At 69.5% G+C, this 18,060-nt stretch carries 18 protein-coding genes; 10 read left to right on the forward strand and 8 right to left on the reverse strand.

Translation table 11 applies throughout. The features are described 5' to 3' along the window. Positions 1-32: 32 nt before the first annotated feature. Entirely contained in the window at positions 33-1,337 is a 1,305-nt protein-coding gene (locus tag AB1K54_RS11230) for an anthranilate synthase component I family protein (RefSeq protein ID WP_371202834.1), read from the reverse strand. Positions 1,338-1,380: 43 nt separating this feature from the next. Between AB1K54_RS11230 and AB1K54_RS11235 the strand changes: the two genes are divergently transcribed. From AB1K54_RS11235 to AB1K54_RS11255, 5 genes are all read left to right on the forward strand, one after another. Continuing rightward, the gene (locus tag AB1K54_RS11235) at positions 1,381-2,112 is read left to right on the forward strand and encodes a DedA family protein (protein ID WP_371202835.1); all 732 of its coding nucleotides are present in this window, start codon (positions 1,381-1,383) and stop codon (positions 2,110-2,112) included. A gap of 4 nt (positions 2,113-2,116) precedes the next feature. Then, a complete protein-coding gene (locus AB1K54_RS11240) occupies positions 2,117-3,151 on the forward strand; it encodes an App1 family protein (protein WP_371202836.1) in 1,035 nt (344 codons plus the stop codon). 86 nt (positions 3,152-3,237) lie between these two features. Next, positions 3,238-3,951 carry an SOS response-associated peptidase gene (locus tag AB1K54_RS11245; RefSeq protein WP_371202852.1) on the forward strand — a complete coding sequence of 238 codons (714 nt, stop codon included), beginning with the start codon at positions 3,238-3,240 and terminating at the stop codon, positions 3,949-3,951. Next, positions 3,948-4,412 (forward strand): NUDIX hydrolase, encoded by a 465-nt coding sequence (locus AB1K54_RS11250; protein ID WP_371202837.1) that lies wholly within the window; start codon positions 3,948-3,950, stop codon positions 4,410-4,412. Before AB1K54_RS11245 ends, AB1K54_RS11250 begins: the two co-directional genes overlap by 4 nt. Beyond that, a complete protein-coding gene (locus AB1K54_RS11255) occupies positions 4,409-5,338 on the forward strand; it encodes a 3-methyladenine DNA glycosylase (protein WP_371202838.1) in 930 nt (309 codons plus the stop codon). The genes AB1K54_RS11250 and AB1K54_RS11255 overlap by 4 nt, the downstream gene beginning before the upstream one ends. Here the strand turns inward: AB1K54_RS11255 and AB1K54_RS11260 are convergent. The 6 genes from AB1K54_RS11260 to AB1K54_RS11285 are packed head-to-tail and all read right to left on the reverse strand — an operon-like array spanning position 5,304 to position 9,807. Further along, a complete protein-coding gene (locus tag AB1K54_RS11260; RefSeq protein WP_371202839.1) occupies positions 5,304-6,518 on the reverse strand; it encodes a glycoside hydrolase family 3 N-terminal domain-containing protein in 1,215 nt (404 codons plus the stop codon). The genes AB1K54_RS11255 and AB1K54_RS11260 overlap by 35 nt on opposite strands. A 9-nt stretch (positions 6,519-6,527) precedes the next feature. Continuing rightward, on the reverse strand, positions 6,528-6,794 hold the full coding sequence (locus tag AB1K54_RS11265; protein WP_371202840.1) for a hypothetical protein: 267 nt from the start codon (positions 6,792-6,794) through the stop codon (positions 6,528-6,530). Continuing rightward, the gene (locus tag AB1K54_RS11270; protein WP_371202841.1) at positions 6,791-7,882 is read right to left on the reverse strand and encodes a putative zinc-binding metallopeptidase; all 1,092 of its coding nucleotides are present in this window, start codon (positions 7,880-7,882) and stop codon (positions 6,791-6,793) included. Before AB1K54_RS11270 ends, AB1K54_RS11265 begins: the two co-directional genes overlap by 4 nt. A 50-nt stretch (positions 7,883-7,932) precedes the next feature. Next, positions 7,933-9,093 carry a sorbosone dehydrogenase family protein gene (locus tag AB1K54_RS11275; protein WP_371202842.1) on the reverse strand — a complete coding sequence of 387 codons (1,161 nt, stop codon included), beginning with the start codon at positions 9,091-9,093 and terminating at the stop codon, positions 7,933-7,935. Continuing rightward, positions 9,090-9,566 (reverse strand): VOC family protein, encoded by a 477-nt coding sequence (locus AB1K54_RS11280; RefSeq protein ID WP_371202843.1) that lies wholly within the window; start codon positions 9,564-9,566, stop codon positions 9,090-9,092. The genes AB1K54_RS11275 and AB1K54_RS11280 overlap by 4 nt, the downstream gene beginning before the upstream one ends. Positions 9,567-9,621: 55 nt before the next feature. After that, on the reverse strand, positions 9,622-9,807 hold the full coding sequence (locus AB1K54_RS11285; RefSeq protein WP_371202844.1) for a hypothetical protein: 186 nt from the start codon (positions 9,805-9,807) through the stop codon (positions 9,622-9,624). A 312-nt stretch (positions 9,808-10,119) separates the two neighbouring features. Here AB1K54_RS11285 and AB1K54_RS11290 point away from each other — a divergent pair, with 312 nt between their 5' ends. Genes AB1K54_RS11290 through AB1K54_RS11310 form a run of 5 tightly spaced genes read left to right on the forward strand, consistent with a single transcriptional unit; the run spans position 10,120 to position 16,811 of the window. After that, complete coding sequence (locus AB1K54_RS11290; protein WP_371202845.1) at positions 10,120-11,571, forward strand: APC family permease; 1,452 nt, start codon at positions 10,120-10,122, stop codon at positions 11,569-11,571. 7 nt (positions 11,572-11,578) lie between these two features. Next, the gene (locus tag AB1K54_RS11295) at positions 11,579-12,985 is read left to right on the forward strand and encodes a glutamine synthetase (RefSeq protein WP_371202846.1); all 1,407 of its coding nucleotides are present in this window, start codon (positions 11,579-11,581) and stop codon (positions 12,983-12,985) included. After that, positions 12,975-14,210 (forward strand): amidohydrolase family protein, encoded by a 1,236-nt coding sequence (locus AB1K54_RS11300; RefSeq protein ID WP_371202847.1) that lies wholly within the window; start codon positions 12,975-12,977, stop codon positions 14,208-14,210. The genes AB1K54_RS11295 and AB1K54_RS11300 overlap by 11 nt, the downstream gene beginning before the upstream one ends. Next, positions 14,207-15,454: a M20 family metallopeptidase gene (locus tag AB1K54_RS11305; RefSeq protein WP_371202848.1), complete on the forward strand. Its 1,248-nt coding sequence runs from the start codon at positions 14,207-14,209 to the stop codon at positions 15,452-15,454. The genes AB1K54_RS11300 and AB1K54_RS11305 overlap by 4 nt, the downstream gene beginning before the upstream one ends. Beyond that, on the forward strand, positions 15,447-16,811 hold the full coding sequence (locus AB1K54_RS11310) for an aspartate aminotransferase family protein (RefSeq protein ID WP_371202849.1): 1,365 nt from the start codon (positions 15,447-15,449) through the stop codon (positions 16,809-16,811). The genes AB1K54_RS11305 and AB1K54_RS11310 overlap by 8 nt, the downstream gene beginning before the upstream one ends. 20 nt (positions 16,812-16,831) lie before the next feature. Here AB1K54_RS11310 and AB1K54_RS11315 read toward each other — a convergent pair whose 3' ends face one another. Beyond that, positions 16,832-17,698 (reverse strand): MurR/RpiR family transcriptional regulator, encoded by an 867-nt coding sequence (locus AB1K54_RS11315; protein ID WP_371202850.1) that lies wholly within the window; start codon positions 17,696-17,698, stop codon positions 16,832-16,834. Between the last annotated feature and the right edge of the window lie 362 nt (positions 17,699-18,060).

Raw genomic sequence — 18,060 nt, forward strand, 5'->3', positions numbered from 1 at the left:
CCCGACCCCCGGTGCGAGGCTCCCGAGCGCGCTCACCACCCCGGCGGCAGCGTCGCCCCGATCGCGGCCAGGGGCGCGCGGGCCTTGATGCCGACCTCGGCGACCTCGGCCGCGGCATCCGATCGCCACGTGATCCCGCCGCCGGCGCCCACGTAGGCTCCCGCCTCGTGGGCCACGACGGAGCGGATCACCATCGCGAGGTCGAGCGCTCCGCGCTCGTCGACCCAGCCGAAGCATCCGGCGAACACGCCTCGGGGTCCTCGCTCGAGCCCGTGCAGGATCGTCATGGCCGACAGCTTCGGCGCCCCGGTCATGCTTCCGGCGGGGAACGCCGCGTCGAGCAGCTCGCCCAGGGTCGTACCCGGGACGAGCTCTCCCGACACGGTGCTGACGAGCTGATGCACGGCCGGATAGGACTCCACTTCGAGCAGGCCGTCCACGCCGACCGACGACGGCTCGCAGACGCGCGAGAGGTCGTTGCGCATGAGGTCGACGATCATGACGTTCTCGGCGCGCTCCTTCACGTCGGCGCGCAGCTCGGCGGCGAGCGCGGCATCCTCCGCGGGAGTGGCTCCGCGAGGCCGGGTGCCCTTGATCGGCTTGGTCCACACCACGCCGCTTCCGACCGTGAGGAACTGCTCGGGACTCGCGCTCGCCAGTGCGACTCCGGCGACGCGCACGAATCCGCCGTGGTGCGAGGGGGTGGCGGCGCGCAGGCGCCGATAGGCGGCGACGGCGTCAACGGGCCGGTCCACCTCGAATCGGGTCGTCAGGCACAGCTGGTAGGCATCCCCCTCGCGGATCCGATCGCGGCACGCCTCGATGAGCGCCGCATACTCACGGGGAAGGTGCCGAGCGGATGCCTCGGCCACCGGCGCCGGCGGCACGAGGCCGGGCGCGGGGGCGCCGAGGGCCAGCGCCACGAGTGCCGCGGCATCCGGCCCCTCACCCACCGCCCACGCGCGGCGAGCGCCGTGATCGAACGCGAGGAAGGTGTCGGCCCGCAACCACACCTCGGCGGGCACCGCCGGATCGGCCGGAGCCACGGGTGCACCCGCACGCGCAGCCGCCTGCTCGTAGCCGAGCCAGCCGACCCACCCGCCGCGGAACGGCCCGGTGGGCCCGTCGTCCACGTGCCGCGTGCCGCCGAGCACGGTCTCGCGCACGGCTGACGGATGCTCCTCCCGCCGTCCCGTGCCGAGGTAGCTCCACCCCGACCCGGCGTCCGGCCCGGCGTCGAGCCAGAACACGTCGCGCGCGCTCTCGGCGAGCGCGACGAACACCGCCTCGGGATCCACCCAGGCGTCGAGCAGCAGGGCGCGTGGACTCTCCGACATGATTCCCAGGCTAGACGCCGCCCGACGCCCGTATTCTCGTGACGTGAACGAGTTCCTGACGTGGCTGCTCGACGCCGTGCAGAGTGTCGATCCGGCGCTGCGGACGCTCGTCGCGGGCGTGGCGGTCATGCTCGAGACGAGCGTGCTGATCGGGCTGGTCGTGCCGGGCGACACCATCGTCATCGTCGCGGGCACCGCGGTCGCCTCTGCGCCGGAGGCCGTGCTGCTGATCGTCGCCGTCGTGATCGGGGCTCTCGTCGGCGAGAGCATCGGCTTCTGGCTGGGGCGTCTGCTCGGGCCGGCGATCCGCCACTCGCGCCTCGGGCGGCGGCTCGGCGAACACAACTGGGAACGCGCCGAACGATACCTGCAGCGCCGCGGCGGGCCGGCCATCTTCCTCTCGCGCTTCCTTCCGGTGCTGCACTCGCTCGTGCCGCTGACGGTGGGGATGAGCGGGTTCCGCTACCGGCGGTTCCTCGCGTGGACGGCGCCGGCCTGCGTGCTGTGGGCGGTCCTGTACGTGACGGTCGCCGCCACGGCCGCCGGTACGTACCGCAGCCTCGCCAACGAGCTGCACTTCGCGGGGTACATCTTCGTCGGCATCATCGTGGTGTTCCTCGCGCTCGTGGTGGTCGGAAAGAAGCTCATCGAGCGCTCGGAGCGCCGCCACCTCGAGGCATCCGTCGACGAGGACCCGACTGCCGAAGCGGACGCCGCGGACGAGGGCGATGTTGTGCTCCGTTCAGAGAGCGCCGAGGAGCGCATGACAGACTGAGGGGATGCCCGAGACCGCGCCCCCACTGCCGCACGCCAAGGTGCTGTGGCTGGCGCGCCTGGAACGCCGCTTCCATGCGTGGCGCGAGCGCCGCGCGCGCCGGCGCGGACAATTGCCGACGGTCATGGCGTTCCCGGGTTACGGCGGAGCGGACTGGGTGCGCGTCGTCGGGCGCGTGATGATCGTGCCGCCGGTCAAGCGCACCGGCTCGGGCGAGTATGCGGTGCGCGGCTGGCGCAGCTTCGTGGCGGTGCCGATCGGGTACGCGCAGGTCACGGTGCGCATCGGCGAGCACTCGCACGACATCGTCGCCGACCGCGGCGGCGTGGTCGACACCGTGATCCCCGCGCAGCTGGCCAGCGGCTGGCAGACGCTGACCATGCAGGTCGAAGGGCAGGAGCCCGTCGAGTCGCGCGTGTTCATCGTGGGCTCCGAGGTGCGCTTCGGCGTGGTGTCCGACGTCGACGACACCGTCATGGTGACCGCCCTGCCCCGGCCGCTCCTCGCGGCGTGGAACTCGTTCGTCGTCGACGAGCACGCGCGCCTGCCCGTCGCGGGCATGGCGGTGCTGCTCGAGCGGATCGTGCGCGAGAACGCGGGCGCGCCGCTCATCTACCTCTCCACCGGCGCGTGGAACATCGCACCGACGCTCAGCCGCTTTCTCACACGGCACCTGTTCCCCGCGGGCGCGATGCTGCTGACCGACTGGGGGCCGACGCACGACCGGTGGTTTCGCAGCGGCAAGGCGCACAAGGAGACGAACCTCCGGCGGCTGGCGGCGGAGTTCCCGCACGTGAAGTGGCTGCTCATCGGCGACGACGGCCAGCACGACGACGAGCTGTACACGACCTTCACCGCCGAGCACCCGTCGAATGTCGCCGCCGTCGCGATCCGGCGCCTGTCCCCTGCCGAGGCCGTGCTCGCGGGCGGTCGGACGGTCGTGGACGACCACTCCGCCGCCGACGTGCCGTGGGTGACAGGCGCTGACGGCGCCGAGCTGCTCGAACGCCTCGAAGAGGTCGGCATCCTCGCGGGCTGACCCGTCCCACCCCATCCCACCCTCCGGCCGCCTCCGGCCGGCAGTCTCATGGTCCTGTGTCGGATGTCGCGGGTAAGGTGACCGGCATGTGCGGACGCTTCGTCGTGGCCCAGGTCGGCTCCGAACTGGTGGGGGTGCTGCGCGTCGACGTCGAGTCCGACGACCTGCCCGAGCCGTCGTACAACGTCGCGCCAACCGCGAGAGCGGCCATCGTGCTCGACTCCGCGAAGACCGACCCGCCGACCCGCCGCCTGGAGCCAGCCCGCTGGGGACTGGTGCCGGCGTGGGCGAAAGACCTCTCCATCGGGGCGCGCGCCTTCAACGCGCGCGCCGAAGAGCTCGAAGACAAGCCCATGTTCCGCAAGGCCCTCGACAAGCGCCGGGCGGTGGTGGCGGCATCCGGGTATTACGAGTGGAAGCGCGTCGACGACCAGAAGATCCCGCACTACATCCACCCCGCGGATGGCTCGGCGCTGTTCTTCGCCGGTCTGTACGAGTGGTGGAAGGACCCGTCCAAGGCCGACGACGACCCGACGAAATGGGTGCTGAGCTTCACGATCCTCACGCGCGATTCGATCGGAGCGCTGGGCTCGATCCACGACCGTATGCCCCTGTTCCTCGACGCCGACCACGCCGACGCGTGGCTCGACACCGACACCGACAACGTGCGCGATGTGCTCGACGCCGCGATCGACGCAGCTCCCCTGGTCGCCGAGACGCTCGACAACCACGTCGTGTCGAAGGCGGTCGGCAATGTGCGCAACAACTCCCCCGAGCTCATCGAGCCGGTCGGCGAGTGAGCGCGGGGGCGGCGCGCGGAACGATCCGCGCGAAGGCGATGGTGCAGCTCATCGACGAGTCCGGCACGCGGCAGCTGGTCTACCGGCATCCCGCCGATCCCGCGTCCGGACCCGCCGACTTCCATCGCCTGCTCGGCGGGGGCATCGAGTTCGGCGAGCTCGCCGAGGCCGCCGCGATCCGCGAGATCGAAGAAGAGCTCGGGGTGCGCCTGCCCGCCGTCGACTTCCTCGGCGTCGGCGAGAGCGTCTTCGTGCACGAGGGCGAGCTCGGCCATGAGATCGTGTTCCTCTTCCGTGCGACCGTCGCGGGCGATGTCGTCGCCGACGACGGCGCGTGGTTCGACGACGAGGGCGTGCCGATGTACGTGCTGTGGCGCCCGCTCGACGATGCGTCGGGCATCCCGCTCTATCCCGAGGCTCTCGAAGAGCTCACACGGCAAGCGCCTACCCTGGAGGGGTGACCTCCGCACGCCTCCTCGCACCGCGCACTTCCGTGCCCGCGGTGCAGTGGCGCGCCCGCGAGCAGGCCCACCACGAGCGCGCCGACGCACTCACGGCGGGGCATCGCGCCCGCGCCGCGCGGGGCGAGACACATCCGGTCGAGGACTTCCTGTTCACGTACTACTCGTACAAGCCGGCGGTGCTGCGGCGGTGGCATCCGGGGGCCGGTGTCGAATTGACGGATGCCGCGACCGACGCGCGCGCCGCCTGGCGGTGGTACGCGCCCGGCGCCGAACCCGGCTCGCTCGTCGTCGACGCGACCGGGTTCCTCGCCGAGAAGCGCCGACTCGTCGACGCCACGGACCGCATCCTGCGCCTGACGGCCGGCCGCACCGCCCAGTTCGGGTGCTTCGGTCTGCACGAATGGGCAATGGTCTACCGGCAGGGCGAGCACCGGCATCCGGTGCCCCTGCGTCTCGGGCAGGACGCGACGGATGCGGTCGTCGAGGCGGCCGACCTTCGCTGCACGCACTTCGACGCGTTCCGCTTCTTCACCCCCGACGCCGCGCCGCGCAACCGCGAGCAGCCCACGCGCGAGCGCCAGCCCGACCTCGAGCAGCCCGGCTGCCTGCATGCGGGCATGGACCTCTACAAGTGGGCGATCAAGCTCGGTCCGCTCATTCCGGGCGAACTGCTGCTGGACGCGTTCGAGCTCGCGCGGGACATCCGCGTCGTCGACATGCAGGCATCGCCCTACGACCTCGACGCGTGGGGCTATGCGCCGATCGCGATCGAGCAGGCCGAGGGCAAGGCACAGTACGTCCGGCGCCAGCGCGGCTTCGCCGAGCGCGGTCAGACGCTGCGCACGCGACTTCTCACCGCCCTCGACGAGGCTCGCGCGATCGCGAGGATCAGCCGACCGGAGCGCAGGCGGCGCACGGCATGAGCCCGCGCCCCCCGGCCGCGAGCGCGAGCCGCAGGGCGGCCACGCGCGTGGCCGCCTCTTCGAGCCGGTCGCCCGGGATCGCGCCGGACTCGACCGCCGCGACGATGCCGTCCACCATGCGCGGGGCAGTCTCGGCCGTCGTGTAGATGACGGCGAGCACCATGTCGTTGCCGGCCGCGATCGCCGAGACGGCGTTGGCCACCGGGTCGGCGTAGGCGGGATCGCCCGAAGCTTCGAGCATGCCGAGATCGTCGGTGATGCTGACACCCTCGAACCCGAGGTCTTCTCGTGCGATCCGATGCCACACGGCAGACAGCGACGCAGGCGCCGGGTCGACCGCCGTGTAGGCGAGGTGCCCGAACATGAGCAGTGGCGCTCCCGCGTCGATTCCGGCTTGGAAGGGCACCGCGGCCGAGACCACCCACTCCTGCTGGGTCATTCCCGTCGCGGGGATGACCGTGTGCGAGTCGCCGGCCGCCGCGCCGTGACCCGGGAAGTGCTTGAGCGTCGACAGCACCTGGTCGCCCTCGCCGGCGACAGCGGCGCTCACCCGGTCGGCGCCGCCCTGCGGGGTGGTGCCGAGCGCCCGGCCGTAGATAAAGCTCGAAGGGTCGTCTGTGACATCGGCGACGATGCCGAAGTTCACGCCGATCCCCGACCGCTGCACGAGCGCGCCGCGGCCGGCGAAGGCATCCTGGGTGGCGGCGGGCGGCTCGTTCTTGAGTGTTCCCGCGGCAGGCAGCGCGTCCCAGCCCAGGCGCGACACGTCGCCGCCCTCCTGATCCACAGCGATCAGCGGCGGGAAGGCCGCATCAGGGGTCAGCGCCGCGGTGAGCGCGCGCAGGCCCGTCTCGTCGCTCGGGATGTTCTCGCCCATGAGAATGAACCCGCCGATGCCCGTCTGCGTCATGTAGTCGGCGAGGGTTGCGGCATCCGTCGTCGACACATGCCCCATCACGACGCTCGCCGCCTGCTCGCGCACCGTCATCGCGGCCACGCGTGCGGCCGCCTCGGCGCCGAGGTCGTCGGCCTGCGCCGCACGGACGACGACGGCAGCGGCGGCGGATGCTTCGTCGCCCGGTTCCGTCCTCGTGCCGGCCCACCCCGGGGCCGCCCCGATCGCGACGGCCGCGACCGCGATCCCGATCGTCGCCGTCACCCGCACGCGAAACCGTCCCACCCGACCAGCCTAGGCGCAGGCCGGGACGCGGCGACCCCACCGGTCGTGGGTGCGCCGCTCGGGCTCGTGCGGGTTCGCGCGTTCGGCGTCGACCTGGAACCCCAGCGGCCCGACGAGCGTGCCGGTCTCGCCGAGCGCGGCATCCGCCCACCCCGCGCCGAAGGCGGCGACCGCCTCGACCAGCGGCCCGTTCACGCGGTACTCGTCGACGTCGGTGCGCGGCGGCGCCTGGTTCGTGACGTCGTGGGTCTGGCGGCCGCGCGGTGCGGAGATCATCGCACCTGCCTGTCGCGCGGGATCGGGAGCGCCAGCGCGGCCTGCTGCTGTGTCGTGAGCGGCGCCTTGGTGATCAGCTCGTGCATGAATCCGAGCTTCTCGCGCACCGCGGGCACGATCTGGAACGGGTAGAGATCGCGCAGACCCATCGAGCGATTGATGCGGTTGAACGCCTCGGTCATCCACTCCCAGTCGGCCAGCAGTCGCTGCACGGACTCGTCCTGATAGGAGTGCAGCGGCACGACGTCGGTGTCGCGCATGTGCGTCACGTCGTTGTCGAGCCGGATGCCGATCGCCGACGCCGTCTGCAGGGTGCCGGTGGCGTGCAGGTAGTGCGCGAAGGTCTCGGCGAAGTCCTCCCACGGGTGCATCGTGGCGTACTCCGAGATGAATCTCTCGCGCCAATCGTCCGGCGCACCCATCGCATAGTGGCGCTTGAGGGCGTCCTGATAGCTCGAGCGCTCGTCGCCGAAGAGCTCACGGCAGCGCGCCCACGTCGCGTCGTCTTTGATGAGCGTGCCCTGATAGTAGTGGCCGACCTCGTGCCGCAGATGCCCGAGCATGGTGCGGTACGGCTCACCGAGCTTGACCCGCAGCGCCTCCCGGCGGTCATCGAGGCTCTCAGCGAGGTCGATCGTGACGATGCCGTTCGCGTGGCCGATCATGACGCGCTCACCCGACGAGAGGCTCGAGGTCAGGTCGAACCCGAGGCCGCCGGGCTGAATGTCCCACGGGATGATCGGAACACCCAGGTCGCCGAGCTGCAGCACGAGCCTGCGCTTGGCCTCCTCCGTCTTAGCGAGCTTCTCGAGGGCGATGGTGTCATCGGCAGCAGGACCGGTGCGGGTCAGCCGGCACGAGAAGCAGCGCCCTGCCGGCGCTTCCTGCCACACCAGCCAGTTGCACGCCCAGTCGCGGTTCGAGCAGGTGTACCAGGTGTCACCGTCGATGACCGTGCGGCCGTTGCGGATGCCGAAGAACTGCCGGGTCAGAATGTGGAAGGCGACTTCACCACCGCAGTTGGGGCATGCGAGAGCATCGAGATAGAGAAATCGCCGGCAGTGCGGACACCGCGGTTGATTGATCACGGACTCACCGTAGTGCCGTCCGGGCGCTCCGGCGTCGTCTCGACCCCGGTTCAGCCCGTCCGGGTCAGCGTGAGCCTCAGCAGCACGTCGTCGCCTGTGCGCGGGGAGCCGCGGCCGTCGGTGTTGTTGGTGAGCACCCACAGCGTGCCGTCGGGTGCGGCGGCGGCATCCCGCAATCGCCCCTCCTCCCCCGTGAGCGCCGCCGTCGGCTCGCCCGCGACCGCACCGGCCTGGGTGTCGACGGCCCACAGCCGCTCGCCGCGCAGGCCCGCGATGAACACGGTGTCGCCGACCGCGGCGATGCCGGAGGGGCTCGCCTGGTCGGTCGGCCACTGCGCGACCGGGTCGACGTAGCCGGCCTCGCCCGCCTGGCCTTCCACCACCGGCCAGCCGTAGTTCGCGCCGGGTTCGATGCGGTTGAGCTCGTCCCACGTGTTCTGTCCGAACTCGCTCGCCCACATCGTGCCGTCCGCCGTCCAGGCGATCCCCTGCACGTTGCGGTGCCCGAGGCTGTAGACCGCCGTGCCGAACGGGTTGCCCGGCGCCGGGTCGCCCTCCGGGGTGACCCGCAGGATCTTTCCGCCCAGGGATGCCGCATCCTGCGACGCCTCACGATTCCCGGCGTCGCCGGTGGTGACGTAGAGCATGCCGTCCGGACCGAACGCGATGCGGCCGCCGTTGTGGTTGCCTGAGCGCGCGATGCCGTCGATCACGACGTCAGGCGCCCCGAGCGCGAACGAGCCGGACACGCCGGTGAGCGGCATCCGCACCACCCGGTTGTCGCTCTCGGCGCCGTGATACGCGTACAGCCAGGTCGCGTCGCCGTCGCGGTGCACGGCAAGGCCATGCAGACCCGCCTCCCCGCCGGCGACGACCCCGGGCACGACGCCGACCTCGCGCACCGAGCCGGCCGTCGTCAGCTCGAGCACGCGCCCGTCGTCGCGCTGGCTGATGAGCGCTCCGCCCTCGTCGAGCGCCACTACCGACCACGGGGCGCGGAGGTCCACGGCGAGCGCCTCCGGCGCACCCGCGATCCGCCACCAGCCGTCGACCGCGGCGGCCGTCGCCGAGGGGGTCGGCGTCCCGGTCGCGGCGGGCGGGGCCGTCGTAGGCACAGGCCGCATGGGTGAAGGGGAAGTGCACCCGGATGCCGCCACCAGCGCGACAGCGAGCGTCGCGCCCGCGAGAATCGACCGGGCGATCCGTCTCATCCGCCGTCCGCGGCCCGCTCGAGCGCCGCGATGTCGATCTTCGTCATCGTGAACATCGCCTCCGCCGCGCGATGCGACCTTTCGGGGTCGGGATCGCGTAGCAGCTCGATGAGCCGTTCGGGCACGATCTGCCACGACAGACCCCAGCGGTCCTTGAGCCATCCGCAGGGCTGCTCCTGCCCGCCGTCGGCGGTGAGAGCGTCCCAGTAGCGGTCGACCTCGGACTGGTCGGCGCACGAGACGTACAGCGAGATCGCCTCGGTGAACGGGAACTGGGGCCCGGCATCCATCGCCTGGAAGTCCCTGCCGCCCAGCCGGAAGTGCGCGTGCATGACCTTGCCGCCCATGCCGGGCACCTCGTCAGGATAGGTGCCGATCGACACGATCTCAGATTCCGGGATCAGCGTCGTGTAGAAGGCGATCGCCGCCTCGGCATCGTTGTCGAACCACAGGAACGGCGTCACGTCGGTCATGGGATCAGACTCGTCCCGCGCGGCGTGCGGCGCAAGGGTGGGGCCTGCGGCGCGTTCAGCGGCAGGCCGTCGAGCCACAGCGCGAGGGTGCGTCGAACGGCTTCTGCCCCACCGAGTTCTGGGTGAGCAGGTCCTTCCGCGGCTCGGGGGCAGTGGGATCGTGTAGGAAGAAGTCCCCTACGAGCAACTCGCCGATCCGGTGCTGCTCATCGAGGTGGGTCAGCAGGCACAGTCGGTTCATCTCGGGGCTCTTCGAGAGGGCCACGGGGGGCGGCGGCGACCGCCGCGAGTGACCCCGCGGTCAGGCGCGGTTGAGACTTCGCCCGACGAAGGCGGGGCTGCCTTGGGGGCCATCGAGAATCGTCGGATCCGTCCGCCGACCGGCGCTCTGGCCGGGTTCGGCCGGGATTGGTCGGCAGCAGGTCACTTGACAACAAAGATGTCTCTCTGAAACATTTGTGCCAGTCCTGGTGAATACTTCTCTCGGTGCATGTTTTCAGTCAGGCCAACTCGGGCGTCAATGCCGACGCCCCGACGAAAGGTTCCACAGCGGATGTCTTCAACGACGAAGAAGCAGAATGAGGCTGACTGCGATGCGACAGCGTCGCCGCACAAGATCCTGCGGCTCTGGGAGGTCGTGGCGATCTCCGTCGGGTTCATGGGACCCGTCATGGCCATGTCCCTCAACGGCATCGGCGTGGCGGGCCTCGTCGGTTCGTCCGTGCCATTCACTTTCATCGTGTCGTTCATCGGGACGTTGCTCGTCGCGTATGCGTTCATCCGGCTGACTCGTTACATCACCCACGCCGGCTCGGTGTATGCCTTGGCCGGATCCACACTTGGGCCTCGCGCGGGCTTCTTCGGCGGCTTCGCCCTGTTGGGAACGTACCTGTTCTTCGCCGTGTGCATCGCGGGCGCGTGCGGAGTGTTCTTCGAAGCGATGATGGCGGAGCTCGGGGTCGCACTGCCGCCCTGGAGCTGGATCCTCGTTCCGCTGGTAGTCGCGGTGTTCGTCTTGCTTCTGAATGTCCGCGAGTCGACGGTGACGGCTCGCACTTTGCTCGGGATCGGATTCGTCGGGGTCGCCGCGATGATAGTGCTCTCAGTCGTGATCATCGCCCGCGTGGCGTCCGGCGATGCGCCCGTCTCCACCGGCGTCGACTTCGGCGCGCTGCTTCCCGGGGATGCCCCGATCAGCGCGGTCATGACGGCCGCGGTGTTCGGCTTCCTGTCCTGGGCGGGGTTCGAGTCGGGCACGTCCCTCGGCGAGGAGACCCGGAACCCCAAGCGCGTCGTGCCGATCGCCCTTCTGCTGGCAGTGGTCCTGGCGGGAGTCATCTACGTCCTCGTAATGTTTGCGCAGACCATCGGATTCGGCACGGATGAGGCGGGCGTCGCCGCTTTCGCGGGCGCTGCATCGACCCTCACGACGCTGGCGTCGACGTACATCGGCCAGTGGTTCGCCGTGCTGATCTCCATCTTCGCCTTTCTCGTGGCCTTCGCTTCCCTCCTCAGCTCGACAGCTGCCGCCGCTCGACTCCTGTTCGCCCTGGCGCGAGACGGTTTCGGTCCAAGGTCGTTCGCCAGCACCAGTGCCAAGACGGGCGTTCCCGTGCGCAGTACGGTGTTCGTCGTCTTGTTCACGGTCGTGCTCGCTGTCGGATTCGGGTTGTTCGGGGCGACCAGCGTCGACGTGTACTACTGGTTCGCGACCATCGCGGTACTGTGCATGGTCGTCGCTTACGGCATGACCTCGATCGGCGTCATCCGGCACACCTTCAGGCGCGACTCCATCATCCCGAAGTGGGAAGCGATCATCCCCGTGCTCGGACTGGCGTTCCTCGGATACGTGTACTTCATCCAGATCGCCGGCCAGCAGCCCCCCTACACCTACTTCCCGTGGATCGCCGGCGTCTGGTGTCTCCTCGGCCTGCTAACCGTCCTGGCCAAGCCCGCCCTCGCCGACCGCATCGGCTCGCGCCTGACCATCGAAGACCTGGATTAAGAACCGCATGACCCTCACCGACCAGATCCTCACGGCCCGCCCGAATCACAAACGCACCCGCGAAGGGGACCAGCCCGTCAGTATCGGAGCCGAACGCATGTCCAAGCAACTGCAAGACGCTGATCTCGACGAACTGATTTTCGTGGCGACGACTGGCATCGCCGCTCGCACGGAAGGGCGCTCGATGCGCCTTGCCGACTTCGACGAAAGCAGCTCCCTTGGGTGGGTGCCTGCCAACCTCGGCATCGGCTCGCTCGGCCACATCGTCAGCGACATCCCATATGGATCGACCGGCGATCTGCGACTCAAGCCCGACCTCGGCTCACTCGCTCGCGTCGACGGGATCCCCGGCCGACCTCCACTGAACATCGTGTTCGCCGACCTAGTCAACACGGATGGCTCGCCCTGGGAGAATTGCCCGCGGACGTTTCTGCGGAACGCCGTAGAGGAGCTCCACACCGAATTCGGCATCACCACGCGATCCTCGTTCGAGCACGAATTCGTGGACGTCAGTGCCACGGGCGACCACCATCCGTTCTCGTTGCAGGCGTTCCGTCGCGCTGAGCCGATCGGCTCGCAGCTCATGACCGTGCTGCACCGGGCCGGTCTCGACCCGGAGACTTGGTTGCCCGAATATGGACGTCATCAGTACGAGATCACCGTCGCTCCGACTGACCCGCTGTCGGCCGCCGACCGTGCGATCCTCGTGCGGGACATCGTGTATGACTTGTTCGATGCGCACGGGCGTGAAGCCACGTTCGCTCCCGTCGTCGCGCCCGGCGAGACGGGCAACGGCGTTCACGTGCACTTCGGCCTGGATGACGCGGATGGCAACACCCTCGTCTTCGACCCGGCGCGCCCGGCCCGGCTCTCAAGGGTCGCCGGTAGCTTCGCCGCGGGAATCGTTCGGCACGGTCCGGCCATGGCGGCGCTCTTCGCACCGCTCGCCACAAGCTACCTCCGCCTCGCGCCGCACAACTGGTCGACGTCTCGCGCCTTCCTGGGCCTGCAGAACAGGGAAGCGCTCTTGCGGATCTGTCCGACAAACGAGATCGACGGGCGCGACCCGAGCAGTCAGCTCCACTTCGAGTTCCGAGGCGGCGACATTGGAGCTAATCCGTGGATCCTGCTTGGCATGATCCTCCGTGCAGGCATGCAGGGCCTACGCGAGGAACTGGAGACCCCCGACATCATCGTAGGAGAGCTCGACCTCGACAATCGTCACGCCGGCCTGACAAAGCTGCCGCGCGATCTCGAGGCGGCGCTAGACACCCTCAAGGCGGACGAGCTCGTCTCCGGATGGTTCTCGCCGTCATTCCTCGCCACATTCGACGCCGTCAAGCGCGACGAGTTCGCCTCGGTGCAGGCACGCCCGCTCGCCGAGCAATGCGAAGTGTACGCACGTGTCTACTAGTCCCACGCCGCAGGGTGGCGCAAGTACGCCGACCGCCGCCATCCCCCCGCTTCTGGACCACCACTGCCACGGGGTCAGTACGAAGAACCTCGACCGCGAGGCGTTCGAGGCGCTCATCACGGAATCGGACTGGGCCGCGCCCGAGGGGACCACCCATTTCGACTCGCAGGTCGGCTTCGCCATCCGTCGGCATTGCGCCCCCGTTCTCGGACTCGCGCCATTCGCGACACCCGAGGAGTACCTTGAGCGCCGCCGCGCGCTGGGCGGTGCCGAGGCGAGCGAGCGGCTCCTTCGCGCGACGGGCATCACCGACTACTTCATCGAGGTCGGTCACCGCAACGATGAGGTCCTCGCCCCCGACCAGATGGCCGCAGCATCCGGAGGCCAGGCGTTCGAGATCGTCCGCCTCGAGCGGCTGGCCGAGGAACTCGTGCTCGACGGGTGCGACGCGGGCGAATTCCGCGAGGCGTACGATCGCCTGCTCGACGAGCGCCTGCAGACGGCGATCGGAGTCAAGTCGATCGCCGCCTACCGCATCGGTCTCGACTTCGCGCCGGACCGGCCCACAGACGCGGAAGTCGACGCCGCCGTGACCGCATGGCTGGAGCGAATCGCGGACGGCGCGGCGGGGCGGCTCGACGACGCGACGATCATCCGGCACCTGCTGTGGGCCGCGGTCGATCGGGAAAGCGCGATCCAGTTCCATATCGGCTACGGCGACACAGACGTAGATCTCCACCGGTGCAACCCGTTGCTCCTCACGGATTTCCTGCGAATGAGCCACGACTCGGGCGCACGCATCCTCCTCCTTCACTGCTACCCGTTCCACCGAGAGGCCGGATACCTCGCTCAGGTGTTTCCGCACGTCTACTTCGACGTGGGACTCGCGATCAATTACACCGGGTCTCGCTCCGACGAGGTGATCGCCGAAACGCTCGAGTTGGCCCCCTTCCATAAGATCCTCTTCTCGTCTGATGCATTCGGGGCGGCTGAGTTGTATTACCTGGGCGCCCTGCTGTTCCGACGCGGACTCGAGCGCGCCCTGGACACGTTCGCCAAGCGAGACGACTGGCCGGCGGCTGAGCGTGCCCGCATCACGGAGCTGATCGCGTGGCGCAACGCGCGTCGCGCGTATCGCCTCCACCACTCCGCGTTCGCGCCCACCCACTCGGGCCGTGCCGCTGCTGAGGGCAAGCCCGGCCGGACTGCGCAGGCGACGGCATGACCCCGACTCTCACGCGTCTCACCGAACTCGCGGGGAGTTGGAACACTGCCCTCGACCGAGAGATCCCGGCCGCGATCCAATTGCGCCACGTACTGCACGGCGCACCCTGCGTGTCGGGCGCGGAACACCCGACGAGGGAGCGGATCGCCAAAGCGTTGCGTGGCGTCATGCGCTTCGAGCCGATTGTGGACGCAGGCGGCGTCAGCCGTATCGGTCCCAGCGAAGGCCCGGCAATCGCCGTCCGTACCGAACTCGACGCATTGCCCGTCACCGAACTGAGCGGCGCACCATTCGCTGCGACGAACGGCGCGATGCACGCGTGCGGGCATGACGTCCACCAGGCGGCCCTGGTCGCGCTCGCGCGCGCCGCCGCCGGACTCGACCTGCCCCTCGGCCTGGTCGCGCTGCTCCAGCCACGGGAGGAGAGCTACCCGTCGGGTGCGCTCGAAATCGTCAACGCCGGCGTCTTGGAACGCTTCGATGTGGCACACGTCATCGGGGCGCACGTACATCCGGGCGTCCGCAACGCTGCCGTCGCGTCAGGCGCCGGCTTCATCAACTCCGCCGCGGACGAGATAGAGATCCAGGTGCACGGCCGAGGCGGACACGCCGCCTACCCGCACGAAGCAGCGGACACGATCGCGGCGATCGCGCAGATCGCGGTCGCCATCCCCGAGGTCATCCGCCGCACCGTCAGCCCGCTCAGGCCTGCGATCATCAGCATCGGCACGCTCACGGCGGGCGAGGGGGCCGCCAACGTACTCCCCGCCGAAGCCCGGATCTACGCCACCATGCGGACGACCGACCCCACCGACCGGCAACCGCTGTTCGACGCCATCCGCGACATGGCGGAACGGGTGGCTGCGGCCTACGGCACCGATGCGGACGTCACGCGGATCGAGGGCGAGCCCGCACTGATCAACGACGCCGCGCTTGCGACTGGGGTGGACGACTGGCTCGCCCGGCTCGGTGTCGATGGCGCCGAACCTATGCGTTCGCTCGGTGCCGACGACTTCTCCTATTACTGCGCCGCGGTGCCGTCGCTCATGATGTTTGTCGGCGTGGAGACGCTGGACCGCTCCCCTCAGCCGAGCCTCCACGACCCGCGATTCCTTCCTGACGATTCAGCGGTGGGGGCGGTGGCCCGTGCCCTGCTCGCAGGGTACCTCGCCGCAACCGAACGCGTGCTCAGCGTCGAGCACCACCGGTCCGACCTCACCGCGCGCGACCATGTCGGTGCCTGAACCGGGCGCTTCCGGCACGCGCGAACAGCTCACCGATCGCGACCATGCGGTGATCGCGGGGGTCGAGAAACTCCGGTTCTTCCCGCTCGCCGCCTGCGCTGGCCGAGGCGAGATCCTCGTCGAGCCCGGCGGGCGCGAATTGCTCGACCTGAGCGCGAGCTGGACCGCGGCCGCGTTCGGGCACGGTAACTCCGACATCGCAGGGGCGATCACCCGCGCCGTGGCCGAGGCACCCGGCGCCTCTATTCTGTCCGGCACCCACCCGGACGCCGTTGCCCTCGCCGAGGAGCTGCTCGAACTCGTCCCCAGCCGCCGGCCGAACCCCGAGCGCCGCGTCTACCTCGGTCACGCTGGGACCGACGCCAACGAGGTCGCCCTCCGCGGATGCCGCCACGCGACCGGCCGGCCGGGAATCATCGCGTTCCAGAACGGCTACCACGGCGGGTTCGGCGCAGCGCGGGCGGTGTCAGGAGTGCATGTGACCGCAGGCGTGCCCGCCGACCCCGAGGTAGTGTTCTTCCCGTACCCCGACCCGTACCGGCCCCATACCGGGGACGCAGGAACCGTCGTCGAGGACGTCCTTGCACGTGCTCGACGACAGCTCGAGCGAGGCACGACGGCGGCCGTGATCGTCGAACCGGTGCAATCCGACGGCGGCGTCATCGTTCCTCCCGCCGGGTTCCTCGCGGGGCTCCGTGCCCTCTGCGACACGCACGGCACTTACCTCGTCGTCGACGAGGTGAAGGTCGGGCTGGGCCGGACGGGTCGCACTCACGCGTTCGATGCCCACGGGATCCTCCCCGACGTCGTGACCCTCGGAAAGGCGCTTGGCGGAGGTCTCCCGCTCTCCGCCACCGTGGGGCCGGCCGAGGTCCTCGACGCGCCCGTGGCGTCCGCTCTGATGACCACAATCGGGAACCCCGTCTCGTGCGCGGCCGGCCGGACGGTCTTGGCGCTCGTGCGTGACGGTCATGCAACCCGGAACGCGGGTCTGCGTGGGGCACAGTTCCTCGCCGAACTCACGGCGTACCAGGAAAGCGGGCGCTCCGGTGCGGATCGGGTCGGTGACGTGCGCGGTCAGGGCCTCGCCATCGGGATCGAACTGGTCACCGACCGCACATCGGCCACGCCGGATAGCGAACTGACTGCGAAAGCCGTCTACCGGGCATGGGAGCTGGGGGTCGTCCTGTACCCGGTGCGCGGGAACGTGCTCGAGATCACCCCTCCACTTATGATCACCGCCGAGTCAGTGGATCGAGCGGTGCGGATACTGACCCGAGCGATCGACGACGCCGCGCAAGGAGCGGTGTCCGACGATCAGATCGCGGCATTCCGGGGTTGGCAGCGAATCGATTGAAACGCCCCGGCCTCGTTCATCTACCCGTTTGGCCAATCGGCGCGCATCCCCTCCATCGCCTCCACGCGTAACCGACCCGCCTCGCCGCGACGGTCGGTCACTCCGGCGATAACCGTCTCGACCACCGCCATCGCCGGTGCCAGCGAATCGAACGGCGACGGAGCCTCGACGTTCGCCGGGAGGACAGTGGCGGCGACACCCGCCGCGGGTGAGAGCCAGCGATCGGTGAACAGCACCAGGTCGGCGCCACGCCCCGCGACTCGCTGCGCGAACCGAACGAGCGCCGGATCGTACCGCCGATAGTCGAAGACCACGAACACGTCACCGCGGCCTGCGTCGGACATCGCAGCAAGTCGGGCGAACTCATCGGGCCCGAGGACCTCGACGTCGGGGCGGAGGAGGTTCAGGTGCGCGCCGAGATACTCGGCGAGAATCCAACTGAATCGCCCGCCGGTCAACCGCACCGGCCGTCGCGCGTCCGAGAGCAAAGCGACGCTCCGATCGAACTCGCTCCGAGGCAACTCGTTGATCGAGCTCTCGACGGTCGCCGAGAAGAGCCGGGCCACACGCGCCAGGTCACCATCCCCGGAGCCGAGGTCTGCGCGTCCATATTGCTCGAGCGGCGAACCCAGCCGCTCGTGGACCTCGCGCATCAACCGCTTCTGGAATGCGGGATACCCGCTGAATCCCAGCCGGCCGACGAAACGCACGACCGACGAAGGACTCACGCCCGCACGCTCGGCAAGTTCGGCGACAGTCTCCAGGCCCGCGATGGGATAGTTGGCCAACAGTGCGCGCCCGACCTTCCGGTCGACGGAACTCGAGGTGTCGAGCGACTCCCGCACTACCTCACTAAGTGGTCTCAGGTCGTCTGGTCGATCGCCCATTCAGCCCCCTTAGTCGCCAAGATGAAATGATTGTTCCACGAACGCTCCCTGTCGTCGTCGCCGACACGTGCAGGCCTCTCGGCACAACAGGTCGCTGGCGAGTCGAAGCGCAAGCGGCGCAGCATGACTCCCGCGTCGGCGCATGGCCCATCGAATGCTCGTGGCTCGCGCGGACCCCCGCGGCGGCGACAGTCGGGGCGCTGCATTCGCCGCCGCAACGCCGGCTGCGCGCGACATCAGGGTGCGTCCCATAGCGTGGTGTCACTTCCTGCGGTTCCTCGTCGTCGTTGACGATTGAGGGCCACCGTGGGATGACCAGTTGTTTCCGCCAAGAAGCAAAGAAGAGATCCCACGATGACCCA

The sequence above is a fragment of the Microbacterium sp. BWT-B31 genome, assembly GCF_041379855.1.
In the GTDB taxonomy this organism is placed as follows: domain Bacteria; phylum Actinomycetota; class Actinomycetes; order Actinomycetales; family Microbacteriaceae; genus Microbacterium.

Coding starts and splice junctions, on each gene's coding strand:
- AB1K54_RS11230 (WP_371202834.1), bottom strand. CDS start 1,337: ATGTCGGAGAGTCCACGCGCCCTGCTGCTCGACGCCTGGGTGGATCCC.
- AB1K54_RS11240 (WP_371202836.1), top strand. CDS start 2,117: ATGCCCGAGACCGCGCCCCCACTGCCGCACGCCAAGGTGCTGTGGCTG.
- AB1K54_RS11245 (WP_371202852.1), top strand. CDS start 3,238: ATGTGCGGACGCTTCGTCGTGGCCCAGGTCGGCTCCGAACTGGTGGGG.
- AB1K54_RS11265 (WP_371202840.1), bottom strand. CDS start 6,794: ATGATCTCCGCACCGCGCGGCCGCCAGACCCACGACGTCACGAACCAG.
- AB1K54_RS11275 (WP_371202842.1), bottom strand. CDS start 9,093: ATGAGACGGATCGCCCGGTCGATTCTCGCGGGCGCGACGCTCGCTGTC.
- AB1K54_RS11280 (WP_371202843.1), bottom strand. CDS start 9,566: ATGACCGACGTGACGCCGTTCCTGTGGTTCGACAACGATGCCGAGGCG.
- AB1K54_RS11285 (WP_371202844.1), bottom strand. CDS start 9,807: ATGAACCGACTGTGCCTGCTGACCCACCTCGATGAGCAGCACCGGATC.
- AB1K54_RS11290 (WP_371202845.1), top strand. CDS start 10,120: ATGTCTTCAACGACGAAGAAGCAGAATGAGGCTGACTGCGATGCGACA.
- AB1K54_RS11295 (WP_371202846.1), top strand. CDS start 11,579: ATGACCCTCACCGACCAGATCCTCACGGCCCGCCCGAATCACAAACGC.
- AB1K54_RS11305 (WP_371202848.1), top strand. CDS start 14,207: ATGACCCCGACTCTCACGCGTCTCACCGAACTCGCGGGGAGTTGGAAC.
- AB1K54_RS11315 (WP_371202850.1), bottom strand. CDS start 17,698: ATGGGCGATCGACCAGACGACCTGAGACCACTTAGTGAGGTAGTGCGG.